General features: G+C 70.2%; 24 protein-coding genes. 19 read left to right on the forward strand and 5 right to left on the reverse strand.

The window, feature by feature from the left end:
• Positions 1-201: 201 nt before the first annotated feature.
• Positions 202-1,371 carry a restriction endonuclease gene (locus AB0N31_RS32615; protein ID WP_366062099.1) on the forward strand — a complete coding sequence of 390 codons (1,170 nt, stop codon included), beginning with the start codon at positions 202-204 and terminating at the stop codon, positions 1,369-1,371.
• Between the two features lie 229 nt (positions 1,372-1,600).
• On the opposite strand, the gene AB0N31_RS32620 is transcribed toward AB0N31_RS32615, so the two are convergent.
• Complete coding sequence (locus AB0N31_RS32620) at positions 1,601-1,933, reverse strand: hypothetical protein (protein WP_366062100.1); 333 nt, start codon at positions 1,931-1,933, stop codon at positions 1,601-1,603.
• 546 nt (positions 1,934-2,479) lie between these two features.
• Between AB0N31_RS32620 and AB0N31_RS32625 the strand changes: the two genes are divergently transcribed.
• The 15 genes from AB0N31_RS32625 (at position 2,480) to AB0N31_RS32695 (ending at position 12,787) form a co-directional block, all read left to right on the forward strand.
• A complete protein-coding gene (locus tag AB0N31_RS32625) occupies positions 2,480-3,328 on the forward strand; it encodes a helix-turn-helix transcriptional regulator (RefSeq protein WP_366062101.1) in 849 nt (282 codons plus the stop codon).
• Positions 3,329-3,423: 95 nt separating this feature from the next.
• Positions 3,424-3,825, forward strand: coding sequence for an ATP-binding protein (locus AB0N31_RS32630; RefSeq protein ID WP_366062102.1), 402 nt, complete (start codon positions 3,424-3,426; stop codon positions 3,823-3,825).
• Positions 3,826-4,000: 175 nt separating this feature from the next.
• A complete protein-coding gene (locus tag AB0N31_RS32635) occupies positions 4,001-4,852 on the forward strand; it encodes a sigma-70 family RNA polymerase sigma factor (protein ID WP_366062103.1) in 852 nt (283 codons plus the stop codon).
• Positions 4,849-5,670 carry an integrase gene (locus tag AB0N31_RS32640; protein ID WP_366062104.1) on the forward strand — a complete coding sequence of 274 codons (822 nt, stop codon included), beginning with the start codon at positions 4,849-4,851 and terminating at the stop codon, positions 5,668-5,670. The genes AB0N31_RS32635 and AB0N31_RS32640 overlap by 4 nt, the downstream gene beginning before the upstream one ends.
• A 135-nt stretch (positions 5,671-5,805) precedes the next feature.
• Positions 5,806-6,153, forward strand: coding sequence for a hypothetical protein (locus AB0N31_RS32645; RefSeq protein WP_366062107.1), 348 nt, complete (start codon positions 5,806-5,808; stop codon positions 6,151-6,153).
• Positions 6,154-6,158: 5 nt separating this feature from the next.
• On the forward strand, positions 6,159-7,520 hold the full coding sequence (locus AB0N31_RS32650; protein ID WP_366062108.1) for an FtsK/SpoIIIE domain-containing protein: 1,362 nt from the start codon (positions 6,159-6,161) through the stop codon (positions 7,518-7,520).
• Positions 7,521-7,601: 81 nt separating this feature from the next.
• The gene (locus tag AB0N31_RS32655; protein WP_366062109.1) at positions 7,602-7,820 is read left to right on the forward strand and encodes a hypothetical protein; all 219 of its coding nucleotides are present in this window, start codon (positions 7,602-7,604) and stop codon (positions 7,818-7,820) included.
• Between the two features lie 24 nt (positions 7,821-7,844).
• A complete protein-coding gene (locus tag AB0N31_RS32660; protein ID WP_366062110.1) occupies positions 7,845-8,519 on the forward strand; it encodes a DUF2637 domain-containing protein in 675 nt (224 codons plus the stop codon).
• A 13-nt stretch (positions 8,520-8,532) separates the two neighbouring features.
• Entirely contained in the window at positions 8,533-8,712 is a 180-nt protein-coding gene (locus tag AB0N31_RS32665) for a mobile element transfer protein (RefSeq protein ID WP_366062111.1), read from the forward strand.
• 16 nt (positions 8,713-8,728) lie between these two features.
• Positions 8,729-8,884, forward strand: coding sequence for a hypothetical protein (locus AB0N31_RS32670; RefSeq protein WP_167795700.1), 156 nt, complete (start codon positions 8,729-8,731; stop codon positions 8,882-8,884).
• Positions 8,885-8,908: 24 nt separating this feature from the next.
• Entirely contained in the window at positions 8,909-9,199 is a 291-nt protein-coding gene (locus AB0N31_RS32675) for a SpdD protein (RefSeq protein ID WP_366062112.1), read from the forward strand.
• Between the two features lie 101 nt (positions 9,200-9,300).
• A complete protein-coding gene (locus AB0N31_RS32680) occupies positions 9,301-10,644 on the forward strand; it encodes a replication initiator (protein ID WP_366062113.1) in 1,344 nt (447 codons plus the stop codon).
• Positions 10,637-10,876: a helix-turn-helix domain-containing protein gene (locus tag AB0N31_RS32685; protein WP_366062114.1), complete on the forward strand. Its 240-nt coding sequence runs from the start codon at positions 10,637-10,639 to the stop codon at positions 10,874-10,876. The genes AB0N31_RS32680 and AB0N31_RS32685 overlap by 8 nt, the downstream gene beginning before the upstream one ends.
• Positions 10,876-12,099, forward strand: a complete 1,224-nt coding sequence (locus AB0N31_RS32690) for a tyrosine-type recombinase/integrase (RefSeq protein WP_366062115.1) — start codon at positions 10,876-10,878, stop codon at positions 12,097-12,099. The genes AB0N31_RS32685 and AB0N31_RS32690 overlap by 1 nt, the downstream gene beginning before the upstream one ends.
• A gap of 499 nt (positions 12,100-12,598) precedes the next feature.
• Positions 12,599-12,787: a hypothetical protein gene (locus AB0N31_RS32695; protein ID WP_366062116.1), complete on the forward strand. Its 189-nt coding sequence runs from the start codon at positions 12,599-12,601 to the stop codon at positions 12,785-12,787.
• Between the two features lie 88 nt (positions 12,788-12,875).
• Here AB0N31_RS32695 and AB0N31_RS32700 read toward each other — a convergent pair whose 3' ends face one another.
• Positions 12,876-13,637: a phosphoglyceromutase gene (locus tag AB0N31_RS32700; RefSeq protein WP_363086845.1), complete on the reverse strand. Its 762-nt coding sequence runs from the start codon at positions 13,635-13,637 to the stop codon at positions 12,876-12,878.
• A 151-nt stretch (positions 13,638-13,788) separates the two neighbouring features.
• Here AB0N31_RS32700 and AB0N31_RS32705 point away from each other — a divergent pair, with 151 nt between their 5' ends.
• Entirely contained in the window at positions 13,789-15,111 is a 1,323-nt protein-coding gene (locus AB0N31_RS32705) for an MFS transporter (RefSeq protein ID WP_366062118.1), read from the forward strand.
• 54 nt (positions 15,112-15,165) lie between these two features.
• Here the strand turns inward: AB0N31_RS32705 and AB0N31_RS32710 are convergent, their stop codons facing one another.
• Positions 15,166-15,591, reverse strand: a complete 426-nt coding sequence (locus AB0N31_RS32710) for a DUF2000 domain-containing protein (protein ID WP_366062120.1) — start codon at positions 15,589-15,591, stop codon at positions 15,166-15,168.
• Positions 15,592-15,640: 49 nt separating this feature from the next.
• Here AB0N31_RS32710 and AB0N31_RS32715 point away from each other — a divergent pair, with 49 nt between their 5' ends.
• Positions 15,641-16,480: an AraC family transcriptional regulator gene (locus AB0N31_RS32715; protein WP_366062122.1), complete on the forward strand. Its 840-nt coding sequence runs from the start codon at positions 15,641-15,643 to the stop codon at positions 16,478-16,480.
• A 424-nt stretch (positions 16,481-16,904) separates the two neighbouring features.
• Here the strand turns inward: AB0N31_RS32715 and AB0N31_RS32720 are convergent, their stop codons facing one another.
• Both AB0N31_RS32720 and mshA read right to left on the reverse strand, forming a co-directional pair.
• Complete coding sequence (locus AB0N31_RS32720) at positions 16,905-17,423, reverse strand: YbjN domain-containing protein (RefSeq protein WP_366062126.1); 519 nt, start codon at positions 17,421-17,423, stop codon at positions 16,905-16,907.
• 7 nt (positions 17,424-17,430) lie between these two features.
• On the reverse strand, positions 17,431-18,768 hold the full coding sequence (mshA, locus tag AB0N31_RS32725; protein ID WP_366062123.1) for a D-inositol-3-phosphate glycosyltransferase: 1,338 nt from the start codon (positions 18,766-18,768) through the stop codon (positions 17,431-17,433).
• A gap of 224 nt (positions 18,769-18,992) precedes the next feature.
• On the opposite strand from mshA, the gene AB0N31_RS32730 reads away from it, so the two are divergent.
• Positions 18,993-19,811 carry a class I SAM-dependent methyltransferase gene (locus tag AB0N31_RS32730; RefSeq protein WP_366062124.1) on the forward strand — a complete coding sequence of 273 codons (819 nt, stop codon included), beginning with the start codon at positions 18,993-18,995 and terminating at the stop codon, positions 19,809-19,811.
• The last annotated feature ends 224 nt before the right edge of the window (positions 19,812-20,035 follow it).

Here is a 20,035-nt window from a genome sequence, read left to right on the forward strand (position 1 = left end):
GGCCTCAGCCGACGGACGTAGCCCACCACTCGTCACGGAGGAACATCAGTAGGCCCGAGAGGAAGAGTACTGCCCTCTACATCAGGTCTGGAGAGTTTTGGTGGTCACTTCAGGCACACGCGTCCGGAGGAGGTTCGCTGACTTCCAGGCGTGATGAGCAAAGCCCTCTTCGTTCCCGGGGTGAAGTGTGAGTCTGTATGCATGGATCTAGAAGAGCTGCTTCGCGCCATGGACCGCACAGCGGCCAACTTGAAGAAGCTGGACAGCGTGTGGGAGCGGGCAAAGCCCTTCATCCCAACCGGCCCGCAACTCGGCTCGGACGCCGAGTACGACGGCCTCAGGGCAGCTTGGGCAGACCTCCTCCCTGGGCTCCCGCCGATCGACGGCTGGACCATCACCGCGCCCCTTCCGGACATTCAAGACATGGGCCAAGCCTTCATCGACTGCCTTGACATCGGCGTGCCGCCCACCCATGTGCATGATGCCGGGGAAAGGCCCGGAGCGGATCTTGCTGCCTACCGATACCGCCTGGACCGGGCTCGCCGACGAGCTGCACGAAGTCGACTGGAGCAACTCGTCTCTACGGTAGACGCCGCGCTCCCCCTCGCCCTGGAAGGTGCGGCGCGAGACTCGCCGGAGCGCTTGGCGAACGACGAGACCGAAAGGATCGAGGCGGCGTTCGGAGAGATCGCACGGCTCTTGGGCGAAGACGCGGAAAGCATCGATCGTTGGTGGGATCTGCTTCGGCACATGCGCTTCAGCCAGGGGCACGACTGGCACGACATTGTCGAATTCGATTGGCCAGCCGTGCGCGCCGGCATCGAAGCTAAGGCTCTAGGTGACAGTGACCCCCTGCCCGTCCCCGACATCGATCTTGGACAGGCAGCCTCAGGAAACCTCACGGGGGCAGCTACGTTGGCACTGCCGTGGGAGCGGCTGGGCGACGACGGGTTCGAACGGCTCCTCTATGACTTGCTGCGAGACATTCCAGAGCACCAGAACGTGGAGTGGCTGATGCAAACTCGCGCACCTGACCGAGGTCGTGACCTCTCTATGGACCGCGTCCTTCGTGACGGTTCTGGCGGTGTCCGTACCGAACGAGTCATCGTTCAGGCAAAACACTGGCTCAGCCGTTCGGTCAACGCACCCGCTGTCAGTGAGACTGCGACGGCGGGCAAGCTGTGGGGGCCTCCGTTGGTGCGAGGGATCATCATCGCTACTAGCGGCCGTTTTACCTCTGACGCAGTGGCCTGGGCGGAGCGACATAACTCGGAGGGCCACGCGCCCTATATCGAATTGTGGCCCGACAGCAGACTGGAAACCCTGCTCGCACAGAGACCCCACATTGCGGCCGCGCACGGTCTCAAGTAGACCAAGCCAGGTCCAGTTGTTTCAGGCGTTAGATGGGAGAATCAACCCCAGACAATCTTGAAAACCGTCGTGGCAGCGACGTCACCGTGGGTTCAAATCCCACCGTCTCCGCACGTGAACGGCCCCTGAACTGGAAATATGGTCGGGGGCCGTCGTCGTGGTCATTGCCTGTAGCGTGCCGCTGATCCCCGTGAGTCCCCGGTCTATCGGGCACGGATGGGGCACAACGCTAGGGCGTGATCCAATTTGCCCAGCCGAAGGTGAACTTGTATGCGGCGCGTACGGCGTACCGCCCTCGGCGACCGACCAGGATTGCTACAGCCAGGGCGACGACGAACAGCGCGGCAAAGGCACCAGCGATGATCCCGCCCGTCCTCGGCGACCAGACCACTCCCACAAAGACGCTTGCGATGATCGTGATCGCCAAGCCCATGTGGGCAATGGACAGTTCCACTCGAAACAGATTCCGTACCGCAGCTTGTGATGCCCGCATGTCTGCGTTGTAGCGTTCTCTTGCCGCACCGGGATCGGCGTTCGGTCCCTCCGGCCATTGCTGGTCCACGAGCATCCTCCCCCTTGGCCCCTGGCTGGGAGCTTAGACCTCGGCCTTGTCCCCATCACCTCAACCCACCAACTTCCCCGGCTCCCATCCCGTTTGCCGTCGACCCACACACCGTGGAGCGGGCGTGGTTCCTGGCGTCCAGGTGGAGCGCGCCACTGTACGAACGACCTGGACGCCAGGGGCCGCGTCTGCTCGGCTCTGCCTGGGTCGACGGCAAACGGGATGGGAGCCTCCCACGCACACCTCTACGAACCCGCACTCGGGAACGGCGCCCCCTCCATCCCGGCGTCGGCCGATCCCCCGCCGGAGGCTTGTTCTGGCCTCATGCTCGTGTGCCTGCCTCTTGGGCGGGCGGGGGCCGTCGGCCGTGCCGAGCGGGGCGGAGACATGAGCGCGGGCGCGGACGGCGGCCCGCGCCCGCCCGGAGGAGCGAAGCGACGACGGGTGCTTGAACCAGTAGAGAAAGTTTGAATCATGGCTGCTCTGCCGGTGCTGATCTGGCTTCCGTCGGCCAGTACCGCGTCCTTCGTGGTGTAGAACCCTGGCATGGGGAGTGAGCGGCGAGAGTTGATGAAGGCGCTTGGGGCACGTCTTCGTGGGCTGCGTGCAGACGCCGGACTGACGGGTGCAGTCTTGGCGGAGCGGGCCGGTGTGGGGCAACCGACCGTGTCCAAGGTGGAGAACGGGCGGATGATCCCGAGTGCGGACGTCCTGGATCGTCTGTCGGGCGCTCTCGGCCTGGACGGGTCGACCGCTCGTGAGGTGCGTGAACTACTGGCCGCGGTGATGGCCGCACCGGAAACCGCCAGGACTTCCAGTGAGGCTTCTGACGGAGCGGTCCTCGATGAAGCGGTGCGATCCGCTCGGCTGGTCCGGTCGTTCCAATGTGTCGTCCTGCCGGCCATGCTCCAGAGTGCGGAGTACGCCCGGCACGTTTTCGACAGCACACCCCACACGACTCCTGAGATGGTCGGTCGGGCCGTGGCCGCCCGTGTCGAGCGGCAGAGCCTCCTGTACGAGCCTGGGCGCGAGTCGGTGTTCGTACTGACGGAAGGTGTGTTGCGGACGTGGCCGGGGAATTCTGCGTTGATGCTCGCCCAGCTCGACCGGCTGCTGGCCGTGGAGAGCCTGAGTACCGTCCGCCTCGGCGTCATCCCATGGCATAAGCCTGTGCCGGTGATGCCTCGGCACGGCTTCACCCTGTGCGACTCGCGCGCCGTGGTCGTCGAGACCTTCCGCAGCGAACAGGTCCTGGACGACTCCGCCGAAGTGGCCGCGTACGAGGAGACTTTCAGCCGCTTCGAGGAGGCGGCAGTCTTCGGGCCTGAGGTGCGGGACCTGCTGCTCCGGGTGATGGCGGAGTTCCGGAACCTGGAGACCTCCGCCACCCGTTAGAGGAATAATTCCTCAACATGCCTAGCTCCGTGCTGTTGTGTAGGAATACTCTGCCGCTGTGCTGTCTAGTCCCCTAGACGAACTGGAGCTTTCCCATGCCTAAAAAGTGGGCCCGCATGTTCCCTGGCCAAGCCGGACACGTTGCCGAAGCGCGTCACTTCGTTGCCGCCCTCCTCGAAGGCGAGGACTCGGCCCTCGTTGAGGATGCCGTCCTGGTCGTCAGTGAGCTGGCGACCAACGCCGTCCAGCACACGCGAAGCGGCTGGTACCGCGGATGGTTCCTCGTGGTCATCGGCTTCACTGACGACCTGCTGCGCATCCAGGTGACCGACCAGGGCGGCGACGAAGAACCGATGGTGCGCAGCGTGAACACTCCGGCGGACGAAGGAGGCCGCGGCCTCCTCCTCGTCGATGCGTATGCCAAGGACTGGGGAGTGAAGGACCGGGCCAGCGGTGCGCGCTGCATCTGGGTCGACCTGGCGCGGGTGAGCGGTTGATGGTGGCCTGCGCCTCGGTGCTCTGTACCTGCCCGTCGGGCGGTGGAGGGTGAGTCCTCGTGGGGTGCCTCGCCGTAGAGCTGGGTTCTATGTGATCGGGATTCCTTCTGGACGGCGGCTCGCGCCCTTTCTGTCTAGGGCCCTAGACTCCTGGGTAGTCATAGGAGGTGAAGCCATGTCGGACGAGTTGCGGCGCATTATGGCGATCGATGACCCGTACCTGCTTCTGCGAGAGGTCACAACGCGTCTTGCCGATGCGCAGCAGGAGGTGACCGAACTCGCCCGGCTTCGCCGCCGAGTGGTCCAGGACCTGCACGCCCAAGGGCTGTCGTACGCGCAGATCGCCACGAAAGCTGGCCTGAGTCGGGGCCGGATCCACCAGATTCGCCACACCGGTCCGGCACCGGAAGGTGCCTTCCTCGGGCGCGGTTCCGTCGTCGTCGCCACCCCCCTGCGGCGTGACGACGAACGCGGGCGCACCGTCGTTGCCGTGGACGATGTCAGCTCGGGCAAGCGTCTCGAGGACCTCGCCCGGTCGTACGGTCTCGACGTCACCTCCGAGCATGTGCCGGTTTCCGGTGAGATCGACCTCAACCGTGACGGCCTGGTCGTCGTCTGCGGCCCGCGGATGTCCCAGCAGATGTGGGACACCTACGCACAGGATCCGGTACTGCGCTGGGAGCGCGTGGAAGACGGACCGTGGACGCTCGTCGACCGACAGACCGGCACGGTGCACCGGTCCGGACAGGACAGCGATCCGGCGCGCCCGTACGACGTCGGATACGTCGGCCGGCTGCCACGTCCCGACGGCAAGGGCTCGCTGCTCGCCATTGCCGGTATCCACACGCAAGGCTCCCTCGGTGTCGTCCAGCTGCTCGCCTCCGACCTGAACACGGTGTGGGGGCAGGTGGGTGAGCACCGCTTCTCCACCCTGGTCGGCGTCGAGTACGACCCCGAGACCAGCGAACCGCGATCCGTCGAACTGCTCACCCCCCTCTACCGGCACGACGAGGAGTCGACGGCGTGAGGGTCACCCTCGGCTCGCTGCCCGCCGAACCGGGCCGGGAGAACGAGGACTTCGCCGCCGCCGCTCCCGGAGCGGCCGTTCTCCTGGACGGCGCTGGCGTCGCCAACGCGGAAACCGGGTGCACGCATGGCGTCGCCTGGTTCTCCGCGACGCTGGGCGGGCTGCTGCTGAGCACCATCACCGCGCGTCCCGCCCGGCCGCTGGCCGCATGCCTGGCCGACGCGATCGGCGCCGTCAGGTCGCTGCACGAGGACGTCTGCGACCTCGTCCATCGGGCCAGCCCGACCAGTACGGTCGTTGCCGTCCGGGCCGGCGCGGGAGCTCTGGAATACCTCGTCCTCGGTGACTCCTCCCTCCTCCTCGCAGACAGGATGGCCGGTGCCACTGTCGTTACCGACCGGCGCCTGGACGACGTTGGCAGGCGGCTGCGCGGACCGGTCGACGCACTTCCCACCGGCTCGCCTGAGCATGCCGCCGCCCTGGCCGAGTACCGCGACGCGCTGACCGGCCTGCGTAACCGGCCGGGCGGCTTCTGGATCGCCGGGCCCGATCCTCGCGCGGCCGAACACGCTCTCACGGGGACAGCAGAGCTGGACTCTCTGTCCTCCGTAACGCTGTTGAGCGACGGTGCGACGCGACTCGTCGACCGCTTCGAACTCACCACCTGGCAAGAGACCTTGGCCGTCCTCGACTCGTTTGGGCCTGCCGAGCTGATCCGTCGGGTGCGGGAGGTTGAGGCCGGCGACCTTGACGGGCGGCGCTGGCCGCGGGGCAAAGCGCACGATGACGCCACCGCCCTGCACTGGGTGCTGCCGTAGCGCGGTCGCGCTCTCCGAGACTCGCATGTATACCCCCCTAGACAGTCAGGGCGGGTCACTCCTCTGCTGTCTAGGGGGGTATCCAGTCAGAGCGGTGCCGGCCAACCGGCGCCGCCAACCAGTGAGGTTCAGGACATGCGTGTCATCCCCGTGGACGTCTCGGCCGCGACGCTGCTCGTCACGAAGCTGCCGGAGGTGAAGGTGAAGGACCGTCAGACCGGTGAAGTCGCCGTAGACCCGGTGACCAACCAGCGGCTCATGGTGCTGGAGCTGGTATTCATCGCGCAGGGCGGTTCGGACATGATCAAGGTGACCGTTCCGGAGGCGGGCATCGGTGAGGGCCTGGTGATGGGCGCTCCGGTCATCCTGTCGGGCCTCGTCGCCCGGCCGTGGGAGAGCGAGTTCGGCGGGCGGATGCGGCACGGCATCGCCTACCGGGCGGACGCCGTCATGGTCAACGCACCCGCACCGGTCAAGGGCTGATCGCCGTGACCGACACCGTGTGGGCACTGACGCTCTGTCTGGTGGCACTCGCCGCGCTGCTGGTGCTGCGCCGTCGTATGCCGGTCGCGTTCTGGTGGCTCGTCGGCTATCCGCTTGTCGCGCTGCGCGTGCTCGCCACCTACCGCGCCACGATGGACGCCTGTGGTCTGACGGTGCCGGCTTCGGCCGTCCGTCGGGCCACGGCCCGGATGGTCGGGCGGGAGGCGGCGCCCGTACCGCCTCGTCGGTCGTTCCCGGTGCCGACCGGGTCCGGTCTCGTCATGCGGCTGCGGATGGCGACCGGGCAGGCCCCGGAGGACTTCATGGCCTCGGCCGACCGGCTGCGCCATGCCTGGTCCGCTCATGCCGTCCACATCCGTCCCACCAAGCCAGGGCGGCTCGAACTGCGGCTGATCGGCTGGGACGTGCTCGCGGACGTGCGGCGTCCTCGGCAGCAGAGCGGCGGTCTTCTCTCCCTGCCGCTGGCGCTGCGTGATGACGGGCGCTGGCACGTCCGGGACTTCCGGGCCGTGCCGCACGAACTCATCCTCGGCGCCACGCAGTCCGGCAAGTCCGTCTACCTGCGCAACCTGTTGTGCGGTCTGGCCCGGCAATCGGTCGTCCTCGTCGGGATCGACTGCAAGTGGGGCGTGGAACTCGCGCCGTTCGCGCCGCGGTTGTCGGCTCTCGCCGACACCCCGGACCGGGCCAACGAACTTCTCGACGCCCTGTTGGAAGAGATGGAGGCGCGGTTCCGCCTGATCGGACTTGCCTCCGCCGGGCCGGACACCGTCCTGACCTCGGACGTGTGGGGGCTGCCGGACAAGGTACGGCCGGTGCCGGTCGTGGTCGTCGTCGACGAGGTGGCGGAACTCTTCCTCGCGGCGAGCCGGGACGACGAGAAGCGACGCGACGCGATGGTCACCAAGCTGATCCGCATCGCCCAGCTCGGCCGCGCGGCCGGCATCTACCTGGAGGTGTGCGGGCAGCGCTTCGGCTCCGAACTCGGCAAGGGCGCCACCATGCTCCGGGCCCAGCTCACCGGCCGCGTCTGCCACCGGGTGAACGACGAGTCGTCGGCGAACATGGCGCTGGCCGACATCTCCCCTGAGGCGGCGCTGGCTGCCACCTCCATCCCGGCCGAACGACCCGGCGTCGCGATCCTCGGCGACTCCTCCGGCGGCTGGTCCCGCGCCCGCTCCCCGCACCTCACCCTCGACGAGGCGGCGGCCGTCTGCCGCGCGACCTCCGCCCTCGTGCCGGAACTGCCCCGCCTCGACTCCTTCCGGCCGCTCGTCGCCGCCGAGCCCGCCGGGGTGGCCGCTCCGGCCGCTCCTGTGCCCACCGTTCGCCCGGTGACCGAGTAACCGCACCCCTTCCCACGGTCGGCGTGACCGCCTCGCGCCACGTCCCTACCCCTCCCATGCCTCGAACCGGAAGGAAATCCCGTGTCACGCCCCTCCATCGCCGAGGTCAGCGCGCTCATCGCCGACCTGGCCGCGCTCCGCCGGAACCCGCACCGCACCTCCGCCGAGTACGCGGCGCTCATGAGCCGTAAGGCGGACCTGTTGGAGCGTATTGCGGCTCACACGCCCGGCGATGTCGACGCCGCCGAGGTGGCCCGCCTGGCCCGTGAGCGTGCCGACTCGCTCACGTCCGCCAACTGACCTCACGGAAGGGATCGCGAGCCGATGCGTGCCCACCTCGCCCGCGTGGACGCGGTGATCGTCCAAGCCGTCATCGCGGGCGCCCTGTCCTTCTCCCACCTGCACGACCTCGCCGAGGCGGCCGGACAGGGCGGCTGGAAGGCGTGGGCCTACCCCGTCAGCGTCGATCTGCTCTTGGTCGCTGCCTGGCGCCGGATGCGCGAAGCACAGCGCGCCGGACACCCGGCCGGGGGACCGCGGCTGTGGTTCCTGGTCGCCCTGGCCGCATCCCTCGGCGCCAACGTCGCCACCGCCGGACTCCTCGACCTGGACGACGTCCCCGCATCGCTCCGCGTCGTGGTGGCCGGCTGGCCCGCCGTCGCCTTCTTCGGCGGAACCCTCCTGGCCCACACACCTCGCGCCCCGAAGGAACCTGCGGCCCCGGTGCCCGCGGAGGCGGTCCCCGTGGTCGACGAACCCGACCGTGAGGCGCTCCCGTCACCGTCCACGGAACCTGTCGCCGACGAGCCTCCTGCCGTCCGCCCCACTGAAGTACCACCTGCTCCCGCCGTCGCCCTGCCGCCCGCCCTCGTCGACCGCGTCCAGGCCCTCGCCGAGGAACACCGCGCTACCACCGGACAGGCGGCCGACCCCGACGCCGTACGCGCCCGGCTCGGCCTTCCGCCCTCCATGACGCCGTCCGTCGCCGCTCACCTCTGAGAAGGGACCGCCCGTGAACCCGCGCTTCCGCAACGTCCGCCGCATCGGCCCCGTACAGGTCGCCTCGTACCTCGCCCGCGGCCGCAACCGCCACCTCGCCGCCTGCACGGCACCGAACTGCGACTTCTCCGCCGAGTACGACAGCCGCGCCGCCGCCGAACTCGCCGCCCGCACCCACCACTGCAAGGCCTGAGAAGGAGATCACCGCCATGGACGTCCCGCTCTGGTTCGCCGTCCTCGTCGTCGCCGTCCTCGGCATCCAGCTCGCCCGCCCGCCGTGGTGGCTGGTCGCCCTGCTCCTCCTCGGCGGCTACCTCGTCGCCAACAGCGTCCTCGCCCCCGCCGTCGCCACCCTCCTCGACTGACCACCCACAGAAGGGATCACCCACGTGTTCACCCCGAAGTACCCGCCGCAGGACACCGCCCCGCTCCCCACTACCTCGACCCCAACTGCTCACAGCCCGATGCCCTACGTCCCCACCCCTGCCCCGGTGTCCAACCGGCCGACGGTCCAGCTCACCGCGGGTAGCACGCTCGCCCTCGCGGCCGGCGGCGGCGCCCTGGTCCTCGTCGTCGGCACGGTCCTGGTCTCCATGCTCCTCGCGGTCGCGATCACCGCCGCGTCCGTCGCCGTTTGCGCGGTCACCGTCCGCTCGATCCTCAAGAGCGACCGCCGCTGACCTCATCGCCTCCCGCGCCTCGACTTGCCCACACCGTCTAGCCCCCTGGACAAGCCGGGGCGCCTGCCCCAAGCTCCGTCCCTTCCTGGAGGAACCCGCACATGCGCCCCGAGACTCCGACCGGAGTCATCCGTCAGGTGGCGAACCTCGCCCAGTTCGGCGACCTCAGCAGCTACGCACGTCAGATCCAACGGCTCGGCGGCTGCGAACGGCCCGTACGGATGGAGGGCCACCGCCTCGACGTCCACGCCGCAACCGGCGAGATCGTCCGCGAAGTCATCGACCGCGACCTTCCCGCCGGACAGCTCCTCATCCGCTGCAACAACCGCCGCGCCACCAGGTGCGCCGCCTGCGCCGAGGTTTACCGCAAAGACACCTTCCACCTCGTCACGGCCGGCCTGAGCGGCGGCAAGGGCATCGGCCCGGCAGTCGCCCAACACCCCCGCGTCTTCGCCACCTTCACCGCCCCCTCCTTCGGCCCCGTCCACAACCGCCCCGGCGGCGGACGCTGCCGCTGCGGCCGCCTCCACACCGACGACGACCCGGCCCTCGGCACACCCCTGGACCCCGAGCGCTACGACTACCGCGCCGCCGTCCTGTGGAACGCGCACGCCGGCGCTCTGTGGGCCCGCTTCACCACCTACCTGCGCCAACAGCTCGCCTCCCGTGCGGGTATTGGTCGCTCAGAGCTGCGCCACTGCCTCAAGGTGTCCTACGCCAAGGTTGCCGAGTATCAGCGGCGCGGCGCCGTCCACTTCCATGCCGTGATCCGCCTCGACGGCCCGGGCGGCGCCGAGAACGCCCCACCGCACTGGGCCACGACGGAACTCCTCGCCGACGCCATCCGCTCGGCCGCCCGGCTCGCTGAGACACCCGGCCCGCTCCTCGACGGCCGTGCCTACACCTTCCGCTTCGGCAAACAGCTCGACATCCGCCCCATCCGCTCCGCCGACTTCGCGGGCACCTCCGACCTGTCCAGCCGCGCCGTGGCGGCCTACATCGCCAAGTACGCCACCAAGGGCGCCGAGACCGCAGGCACCCTCGACCGCCCCATCCGCAACCCCATCACCGACCTCATCGGCACCGACGTCACCGACCACGCCCGCCAGATGATCCTCACCTGCTGGCACCTCGGCGCCCTGCCCGAACTCGAAGACCTCCGCCTGCGCAAGTGGGCCCACATGCTCGGCTTCCGCGGCCACTTCTCCACCAAGTCCCGCGCCTACTCCGTCACCCTCGGCGCCCTCCGCCAGGAACGCGCCGACCACAACGAAGCCCTCACCCGCGAACGCGCGGCCCTGGCCGGCCACCCCCTCCCGGACCCGGACACCGTCCTCGTCCTCTCCCACTGGCGCTTCGCCGGCACCGGCCTGACCGCCGCGGAAACCTGGCTCGCCGTCTCACGACCCGACATCTCCGGAACTGAAGGGGACCCCCGTGGCTAACCGACGCCTCGCCGTGGCCGACGTGGCCACCGAACCGCGCCCGCTGCCCGCGCGGTACCTGACTCCCGAGGACCTGGTGGAGATCTTCGACCTGCCCAGCGTTGAGACGGTCTACCAGTGGCGGCGCAAGCGCACCGGCCCCCGTGGCTTCCGCGTCGGCCGACACCTGCGCTTCGACCCGGCCGACGTGCGGGCCTGGGTGGACTCTCAGCGTGAGGGGGTCGCTGCCTGATGGCCGGGCACATCCAGGACCGCTGGTACAGAACCGAGGTCGGGCCGGACGGGAAGACGCGCAAGGTCAAGACGGAGCGCTACGGCTCCGGCATGCGCTACCGGGCCCGTTACGTCGGCCCGGACGGCACGGAGAAGTCCAAGAGCTTCCCCGACCGGCAGAAGCGTCTTGCTGATCAGTGGCTGGCACAGACCGAGGCGGACATGGCGCGCGGGCAGTACATCGACCCGCGTGCGGCTCGGATGACGTTCCAGCAGTACGCGGAGAAGTGGGTGACTCACGCGCCCGATCCGAACACCCAGGCGTCGATGGAGTCGCAGCTTCGGCTGCACGCGTTCCCGTACCTGGGGCCGCGTCCCCTCGGCTCCTTCCAGCCTGCGCACATCCGCGACTGGGTGGGGCGGCTGCAAGAGAACGGCATCCGGGGGTCGTACGCCCGGACGATCTACTCCAACGTTCGCGCCGTCCTGAGCGCGGCCGTGGACGACGGGCACCTTCCGCGGAACCCGTGCGCCGCTCGCTCCGTCCGGCCGCCGACCGTGGACACCAAGCGCGTCGTCCCCTGGACGCCGGAACGGGTCTTCGCCGTGCGGGCCGGCATGCCCGAGCGGTTCCGGGCCATGGTCGACCTGGGCGGCGGCTGCGGCTTGCGCCAGGGCGAGATCCTCGGCGTCGCAGTCGACGCGATCGACTTCGCATCGGACACGCTCCACGTGGTCCAGCAGCTCAAGCTGAGCCGCAGCAAGCCCGTGTTCGCCCCTCCCAAGGGCGGCAAGCTGCGGGACGTCCCTCTCCCCGGGCCGGTCGCCGATGCCCTCCGGAACCACATGAAGCGATTCCCGCCGGTCGACATCACGTTGCCCTGGAAGGTGGCCGACGGACCTCCGGTGACCAAGCAGCTGATCTTCACCGGGCCGCGCGGCGGTCACGTCTGGCGGACGTCCCTCAACGAGGAGGTATGGAAGCGCGCGCTGGCCTCGGCCGGGGTGATCCCCGAGCGGAAGCCGGGTGAGTCGTACGCCGAGTCCCGCGAGAACGGCATGCACGCGCTCCGCCACTTCTACGCCTCGGTGCTCCTGGACGCAGGGGAGAACGTCAAGGCTCTCGCGGAGTACCTCGGCCACTCGGACCCAGGTCTGACGCTCCGCGTCTACGCGCACCTCATGCCGTCAAGTCAGGAGCGGACCCGTAAGGCGGTCGCGGCCGTCTTCGCCTCACCATGACATCTCAGAAAGCCAATCTGCAGACGAATCACCAAACATAAATGCCTCACGGACCAGCACCAAATGACAGCATCAAACTGGGATCACCAAACGTGAATGATTCACGGATCGACGCCAAATGACAGCATCAAACTGGGATCACCAAACGTGAATGATTCACGGACCAGCACCAAATGACAGCTTCACGCGAACGAAGGTCCGCAAAACGACTCACGGACGTCACGTCCCTGCTCAGCTGACGTTAGCTAACGAGGCGGACCTACCGGCGGCTCCGCGCAACCGGGGCGCGCAGGCTCACTGATAGGCGTTAGCGGATTTTTCGTAGGTGCTCGACCCTGCACCCACAGGCTTGATCAATCGATTTAGCTGCAGGTTTGGATCACGCCGCATTATGCCGCTAAAGTCCTCAACGCCGGCGAGAAAGTAGGGGGCCGCTCACTGGCATGAGCGGCCCCTCAGCCCGTCGGTGCACCTTTTTCCCAGGTCTATAGGAGAAGTCATGCATCCCACGGAGAAGCCCATCGTGCCACGTCGCGGTCTGCGTCTCGACCTCATCCCCCGTGAGCCCCACACCGCTGTTGTCGGCATCGGTGGAGCAGCCCTTGCCTTCTGGGTGCACGCCCAGGCCTTCGTCGTCCTCCCCTTGGCCTTCCTCGTGACAGTGCGGGTGAGGATCCGCCGCATCTGAGTACGACGGCCCAGACACGGCCCATGGGCATGAAAGAGGCCCCCTCTCGACGGCAAAGCCGCAGGTAGGGGGCCTTTTCAGGGACTGGTTACTTCTTCTTGCCCTGGTTCTTGACCGCCTCGATGGCCGCTGCGGCCGCCTCGGGGTCGAGGTAGGTGCCGCCCGGGGTGAGCGGCTTGAAGTCGGCGTCCAGTTCGTAGGACAGGGGGATGCCCGTAGGGATGTTCAGGCCCGCGATGTCGGCGTCGGAGATGCCGTCCAGGTGCTTGACAAGGGCGCGCAGGCTGTTGCCGTGGGCGGCGACCAGGACCGTGCGGCCGGTGAGGAGGTCGGGGACGATGGCGTCGAACCAGTACGGGAGCATGCGGACGACGACGTCCTTCAGGCACTCCGTACGGGGGCGCAGCTCCGGCGGCAGGGTCGCGTAGCGGGCGTCGTCGAACTGGGAGTACTCGGCGTCGCGGTCCAGCGGCGGGGGCGGGGTGTCGTAGGAGCGGCGCCAGAGCATGAACTGCTCCTCGCCGAACTCGGCGAGCGTCTGGGCCTTGTCCTTGCCCTGGAGGGCGCCGTAGTGACGCTCGTTCAGGCGCCAGGAGCGGTGGACCGGGATCCAGTGGCGGTCGGCGGCCTCGAGGGCCAGCTGCGCGGTGCGGATCGCGCGCTTCTGGAGGGACGTGTGGACCACGTCGGGGAGCAGGCCGGCGTCCTTGAGCAGCTCACCGCCGCGGACCGCCTCCTTCTCGCCCTTCTCGTTGAGGTTGACGTCCACCCAGCCGGTGAACAGGTTCTTCGCGTTCCACTCGCTCTCGCCGTGGCGGAGGAGGATCAGCTTGTACGGTGCGTCGGCCATGGCTATGAGCGTAATCCAAGGTTTTGGGGGCCGGTGCCCGGCGCCCGAGGAGCGGACAGTTGACGGAATCTGTTAATTGAGTGGTCGCCGGATCCGGCCCCCTCGTAAGTTCTAGGCACCGCCTGCGCCGCTTACACCCGGGGGATCCGTCATGTCGTCCGTCGTCTCCGTCAGATCCTTCCGGCGTGCCGCCCGGGAGACGGTCTCCGGGTTGCCCCGCGAGTTCTGGTGGCTGTGGACCAGCACCCTCGTGAACCGGCTCGGCGCCTTCGTCGCCACCTTCATGGCGCTGTATCTCACCCTCGACCGCGGCTACTCCGCTTCGTACGCCGGTCTCGTCGCCGCGCTGCACGGGCTGGGCGGGGTCGTCTCGTCCCTCGGCGGCGGCGTCATGGCCGACCGGCTGGGGCGGCGGCCCACGATGCTCGTCGCGCAGACCGCCACCGCGCTGTCCGTGGCGGCTCTCGGCTTCGTGCACCACCCGCTCGCCATCGCCGGCGTCGCCTTCCTCGTCGGCATGGCCTCCAACGCCTCCCGGCCCGCCGTGCAGGCGATGATGGCCGACATCGTGCGGCCCGAGGACCGGGTCCGGGCCTTCTCGTTGAACTACTGGGCCATCAACCTCGGCTTCGCGATCTCGTCCATGGGCGCCGGGTTCATCGCCGAGTTCAGTTATCTCGCCGGCTTCCTGATCGAGGCCGGCATGACCCTGGCCTGCGCGATCGTCGTCTTCCTCAAGCTGCCCGAGTCACGGCCGGAACAGCGGGGGACGGGCCGCGAGGGTGGCAAGGACGGCGAGGGTGCACCGGAGGAGGCCGTCGGGCTGGGGACCGTGCTGCGCGACCGGCGGTTCATGGGGGTGGTCGGGCTGTCGTTCCTGGTCGCGTTCGTCTTCCAGCAGGGCGCGATCGGTCTGCCGGTGGCCATGGGCGCGGCCGGCTTCACCCCGGCCGACTACGGCATGGCGATCGCGGTCAACGGCGTCCTGATCGTCGTCCTCCAGATCCCCGTCACCCGCTTCATCCAGCACCGCGATCCGGGCCGGCTGCTGGTGGTCTCGTCCGTGCTCGCGGGGTACGGCTTCGGCCTCACCGCCTTCGCGGGATCGGTCGGCGTGTTCGCGCTCACCGTCTGCGTGTGGACGCTTGCCGAGATCGTCAACGCGCCGACCCAGACCGGGCTCGTGGTCCGCCTCTCCCCCGTCCACGGACGCGGCCGCTACCAGGGCATGTACACCATGTCGTGGGCGGTGGCCTCGCTCGTCGCCCCGCTGATGTCCGGTGTCGTCATCGACCGGTACGGCGCGGAGTGGCTGTGGGGGCTGTGCGCGGTCGTCGGGACGGTGGCGGGTGTCGGGTACGCGGTGCTGATGCGGCGCCTGCCCGCGGAAGGGCCCGCGAAGGGGTCCGCGAAGGGGTCCGGGACCGCGGGCGAGTGCCCCGACCCGACTCCGGCGGAAGCCACCACCGCCTGAGCGGCGCCCCTCCCGGACCCGCCCCGGCCCCGAGCCCGGACCCCGCCCTTCCCCTCACGGATGCATCCGCGCCCCCTTCAGCACCTTGTCCACCGCGTTCCGCGGCCCGTACACCGCCAGGCCCACCGGATCCAGCGCGCCCGTCGGCACGGCCCGTACCGCCGCGCGGTTGTCGCGGTCGTTGCCGGTGGCGAAGAGGTCGCCGGTGAACACCGCGCGCGGGAGGGACCGGGAGAGCACGCGCGCGTGGGCCGCCGTCAGGGTCTCCTTGGTGCCCTCGAAGACCAGCACGGGCTGGCGGAACATGGGCAGGTAGGGGACGCCGTCCGCGTCCTCGTACGGCTCCCCGACGACCTCGGGGACTTCCGTGCCCAGGCCGCTGACCAGGAAGGCGGTGACGTTCAGGCGCTGCCAGGTCTCCAGGTCCTCGCGCAGCAGGACGGCGATCTTCGTGTCGAAGCGGAGGGGTTCAGTGCTCATGCCGTGAGACTGCCGTCCGCCGTACGGAGGCGTCTTGTACGTTCTTTGCATGGCCGTTTCCCGCCCGGCCCGGCAGCCGACCGCCGACGTCTCCGCCTGGCGCCCGCAGGTCCCGGGTGTCGTGGAGGTCTTCCACGCGCACTTCACCGGCTACGCCTATCCGATGCACGTGCACGAGGCGTGGACGCTGCTCATCGTCGACGACGGGGCCGTACGGTACGACCTCGACCGGCACGAGCACGGCACCCCGCACGACACCGTGTCGCTGCTGCCGCCGCACGTGCCGCACAACGGTTCCGCCGCCACCCCGGACGGCTTCCGCAAGCGGGTGCTGTACCTGGACGCGAGCGTGCTCGGCGAGGAGCTGATCGGGCCGGCCGTGGACGGGCCCGATCTGCGGGATCCGGTGCTGCGGCGGCGGGTGGGCCAGCTGCACGGCGCACTGTCCCGGCCCGGCGACGAGCTGGAGGCCGACAGCCGGCTGGCGTTCGTCGGCGAGCGGCTGCGCGGCCTGCTGCGGCCCGGCCGGGCCGTACGGCCGCCGTTCCGCGACCCCGTGCTGGCGCGCCGGCTGCGGGAACTGCTCGACGCCCGCGTGGCGGAGGGGCTGACGCTCGACACGGCGGCCGGACTGCTCCAGGCCCATCCGGCGCATCTGGTGCGGGCGTTCAGCGGGGCGTACGGCATCGCGCCGCACCAGTACCTGACCGCCCGCCGGGTGGACCGGGCCCGCCGGCTGCTGCTCGACGGACTGCCGCCGGGTGAGGTCGCGGTGGCCGCGGGCTTCTACGACCAGGCTCATCTCACCCGGCACTTCCGCAGGTTGGTGGGGGTGACACCGGGGCGGTACGGCTCCTCGGCCACCCTGGCCCCGGCGGCAGCCACCTGACGTCGACGTGGTCGCCGGCCGCCGAGGCGCCGCCGGTCGTGGCCGTCTCCCCGAAGGTCCAGCGCCGGTAGCCGTCGGCGTTCGCGGTGACCGTGGTGCGCGGGCAGCCCGCCGAGTCGGTGTCGACGACCTTGACGGTCGAGCAGGTGCTGGTGCCCGCCTCGCGGAACTGGAGCTTCGCCGCCTTGCCGCCGTAGCCGACGTAGGCGTGCTCGACCGACGATGGGCCTGCCGCCGTTGACGACCACGCCGGACACCGTGATGCCGGTGTCCGCCGCCTCCGCGGCCGGTGCGGCGAACGCCGTCGGGGCGAGCGCTCCCGCGACCGCGGCCACGGTGGTGGGTCTGCCTGCGCGCACGCGCGACCTCGTTCTTCCCGGGTGGGGATCGGGTCGCGGCAGGCCGACAGCAGGTCAGAAGGGTGCTACTCGGAGGGTCGTTGCGTCAGGTTGCGGAACGCGTCCAGGTTGCGGGTGGACTCGCCGCGGGAGACGCGCCAGGCGTACTCCTTGCGGATCGCGGAGGCGAAACCCAGCTCCAGCAAGGTGTTGAAGGCGCCGTCGGCGGCCTCCAGGACCTGGCCGAGGAGCCGGTCGGTGTCCTCGGGGGTGACCGTGGCGAGGGGCAGGCGGGCGGTGACGTAGACGTCGCCGAGAGGGTCGACGGCGTAACTCACGCCGTACAGCTTGAGGTTGCGCTCCAGGAGCCAGCGGTGGACGCCCGCCTCGTTCTCGTCGGGGTGGCGGATGACGAAGGCGTTCAGCGACAGGGAGTGGCGGCCGACGACGAGGGAGACGGTCGTCCTCAGTTTGCGGGTGCCGGGGAGCTGGACGACGTAACTGCCCGGATCGGGGCTCTCCCACTCCAGTTCGGCGTCCTCGAGGACGTCCTCGACGACTCGCGCGGCCGTCTTCTCGGCATCGCTCCTGCTGGCATCACTCATGCTGGCGTCACCCATGCTGGGAGCGTACGTGACGGCGGTGGGACTGCACGGCGGCCGTGTAGACGTCGGCGGTCGCGGCGGCCGCGGTGTCCCAGCCGAAGGACTGGGCGTGCCGGGCGGCTGCCGCGCCCATGCGGGCGGGCAGTTCGGGGTGGTCGGCGAGTTCGGCGAGCACGCGCGCGTAGTGGGCCGGTTCGTGGCCCCGCACCAGAAAGCCGGTCTCGCCGTCGCGGACGGCCACCGGCAGCCCGCCGACCGAGGCCGCGAGCACCGGTGTGCCGGTGGCCTGCGCCTCTATGGCGACCAGCCCGAACGACTCGCTGTAGGACGGCACGACGAGCACGGACGCGGCCCGGAACCAGTCGGCGAGCTGATCCTGTCCGACGGGCGGCCGGAACCGTACGACGTCGGAGATGCCGAGCCGCGCGGCCAGCTTCTGCAGGCCCTCCGGTTTGGCGAGGCCACTGCCGCTGGGGCCGCCGACGACCGGTACGACCACCTTCGACCGCAGGTCGGGACGCTGGTCGAGGAGGACGGCGACGGCGCGCAGCAGCACGTCGGGGGCTTTGAGGGGCTGGATGCGGCCGGCGAAGAGCGGGATCAGGGCGTCCTGCGGGAGGCCCAGGCGGGCGCGGGCGGCGGCCCGGCCGTCGGCCGGGCGGAAGCGGTCGAGGTTGACGCCGGGGTGGACGACGGCGATCTTGCCGGGGTCGGCGCCGTAGTGCCGGGCGAGCTCGCCGGCCTCCTCGGCCGTGTTGGCGATGAGGCGGTCGGCGGCGGCGACGATCTGCATCTCGCCGATGACGCGGGCGGCGGGCTCGGGGGTGTCGCCGTCGGCGAGGCTGGCGTTCTTGACCTTGGCCATGGTGTGCATGGCGTGCACCAGGGGCGTGCCCCAGCGCTGGGCGGCGAGCCAGCCGACGTGGCCGGAGAGCCAGTAGTGCGAGTGGACGAGGTCGTAGTGGCCGGGGCGGTGTCCGGCCCAGGCCTGCATCACGCCGTGCGTGAAGGCGCACAGCTGCGCGGGCAGCTCCTCCTTGGCGAGGCCCTCGTAGGGGCCGGCGTCGATGTGCCGGACGAGGACTCCGGGCGCCAGCTCGACGGTGGGCGGGAGGCCGCCGGTGGTGGCGCGGGTGAAGATCTCGACCTCGATGTTGATCGCGGCGAGGCGCTGCGCCAGCTCCACGATGTATACGTTCATGCCGCCGGCGTCGCCGGTGCCGGGCTGGTGGAGGGGCGAGGTGTGCACGGAGAGCATGGCGACACGCCGGGGACGACGGTGCAGCCGCAGTCGTGAGGGTGCCGCCGAAGAGCGACGCCCGAGCCTGCTGACGTACTGGCTCACGTGGCGTTTCCTCCTTGCTGCGGGCATGCCGGACGGAGGGTGTGGGGCGCCCTCCAAGGGGTTGCAACGCCGGAGCGAGGTAGTCCCATTCCGTACGGATGTACTGGCGGGTGGTTTTTGCCTGGCCGTTACCGTTTGTCGCTCAACCGTTCGAGAGCGGGAGACGTCCGGGGGCGGGCGACCGGTGGGGCTTCCCCCGCCCGGTACCGCATACCCTCGTAGGCATGCCTCCCCGCTCGCCGTCCCGTCCTGTGGGCACGGTCACGCGCGGGACCACCAACCCCAACCGGCTGCGCCGCATGGACCGCTGGATCGCCGCGGTCCACGGCCCCGAACTGCGCCGCGCCGACGATCCCGTGGCCGTCGACCTCGGCTACGGCGCCGCGCCCTGGACGGCCGTCGAGCTGCTGTCCCGGCTGCGGTCCGTCGCACCGCACACGCGCGTGGTCGGCGTCGAGATCGAACCGGCCCGGGTCACCGCGGCCAAGCCGTACGAGCGCGAGGGCCTCGTCTTCCGGCACGGCGGCTTCGAGGTCCCGGTGGCCCGGCCGCCGCACCTCATCCGCGCCGCGAACGTGCTGCGCCAGTACGACGAGGACGAGGTCGCCGCGGTCTGGGAGCGGCTGCGCTCCCGGCTCGCCCCCGCCGACCCGGTGAGCGGGTGCCGGGGCGGGCTGCTCGTCGAGGGGACGTGCGACGAGATCGGGCGGCGGCACGTGTGGGTCGCGCTCGGGCCGGAGGGGCCGCGCACGGTCACCTTCGCGACCCGGCTGGGATCCCTGGAACGACCCTCGGACCTCGCGGAACGGCTGCCGAAGGCGCTGATCCACCGCAACGTGCCCGGCGAACCCGTGCACGCCTTCCTGCGCGACTTCGACCGCGCCTGGGCCGCGGCCGCCCCCTACGCCTCCTACGGCGCCCGCCAGCGGTGGATCCGCACGGCGCGGGTCCTGACCGCCGACTGGCCGGTGACGGACGGACCGGTGCGGTGGCGGCAGGGAGAGGTGACCGTGGCGTGGGAGGCACTGGCGCCGCGCGGTTAGCGCACGGGAACCGCGACCGCGGTCACGACGGGGATCGCGACGGGGGGGCACGACGGGATCTCACGCGCGGCCCTCGTCGCATCCGGGGCGGAACCCGGACGGCGCCGGACGGGGGGGCGGCCCCCCCCCCGGGGGGGGCGCCGGCGGGGGGGCCCCCCCCCCCCCCCCGCCGCCCCCCCCCCCCCCCCCCCCCCCCCCCCCCCGCCCCCCCCCCCCCCACCCCC

This window comes from Streptomyces sp. NPDC051051, assembly GCF_040682975.1.
Classification (GTDB): Bacteria; Actinomycetota; Actinomycetes; order Streptomycetales; family Streptomycetaceae; genus Streptomyces.

What these genes read in the sequence shown, in the direction of transcription:
- AB0N31_RS32615 (WP_366062099.1), top strand. Translation starts at nt 202, where the DNA reads ATGGATCTAGAAGAGCTGCTTCGCGCCATGGACCGCACAGCGGCCAAC.
- AB0N31_RS32625 (WP_366062101.1), top strand. Translation starts at nt 2,480, where the DNA reads ATGGGGAGTGAGCGGCGAGAGTTGATGAAGGCGCTTGGGGCACGTCTT.
- AB0N31_RS32630 (WP_366062102.1), top strand. Translation starts at nt 3,424, where the DNA reads ATGCCTAAAAAGTGGGCCCGCATGTTCCCTGGCCAAGCCGGACACGTT.
- AB0N31_RS32635 (WP_366062103.1), top strand. Translation starts at nt 4,001, where the DNA reads ATGTCGGACGAGTTGCGGCGCATTATGGCGATCGATGACCCGTACCTG.
- AB0N31_RS32645 (WP_366062107.1), top strand. Translation starts at nt 5,806, where the DNA reads ATGCGTGTCATCCCCGTGGACGTCTCGGCCGCGACGCTGCTCGTCACG.
- AB0N31_RS32660 (WP_366062110.1), top strand. Translation starts at nt 7,845, where the DNA reads ATGCGTGCCCACCTCGCCCGCGTGGACGCGGTGATCGTCCAAGCCGTC.
- AB0N31_RS32670 (WP_167795700.1), top strand. Translation starts at nt 8,729, where the DNA reads ATGGACGTCCCGCTCTGGTTCGCCGTCCTCGTCGTCGCCGTCCTCGGC.
- AB0N31_RS32680 (WP_366062113.1), top strand. Translation starts at nt 9,301, where the DNA reads ATGCGCCCCGAGACTCCGACCGGAGTCATCCGTCAGGTGGCGAACCTC.
- AB0N31_RS32690 (WP_366062115.1), top strand. Translation starts at nt 10,876, where the DNA reads ATGGCCGGGCACATCCAGGACCGCTGGTACAGAACCGAGGTCGGGCCG.
- AB0N31_RS32695 (WP_366062116.1), top strand. Translation starts at nt 12,599, where the DNA reads ATGCATCCCACGGAGAAGCCCATCGTGCCACGTCGCGGTCTGCGTCTC.
- AB0N31_RS32700 (WP_363086845.1), bottom strand. Translation starts at nt 13,637, where the DNA reads ATGGCCGACGCACCGTACAAGCTGATCCTCCTCCGCCACGGCGAGAGC.
- AB0N31_RS32705 (WP_366062118.1), top strand. Translation starts at nt 13,789, where the DNA reads ATGTCGTCCGTCGTCTCCGTCAGATCCTTCCGGCGTGCCGCCCGGGAG.
- AB0N31_RS32710 (WP_366062120.1), bottom strand. Translation starts at nt 15,591, where the DNA reads ATGAGCACTGAACCCCTCCGCTTCGACACGAAGATCGCCGTCCTGCTG.
- AB0N31_RS32715 (WP_366062122.1), top strand. Translation starts at nt 15,641, where the DNA reads ATGGCCGTTTCCCGCCCGGCCCGGCAGCCGACCGCCGACGTCTCCGCC.
- AB0N31_RS32720 (WP_366062126.1), bottom strand. Translation starts at nt 17,423, where the DNA reads ATGAGTGATGCCAGCAGGAGCGATGCCGAGAAGACGGCCGCGCGAGTC.
- AB0N31_RS32730 (WP_366062124.1), top strand. Translation starts at nt 18,993, where the DNA reads ATGCCTCCCCGCTCGCCGTCCCGTCCTGTGGGCACGGTCACGCGCGGG.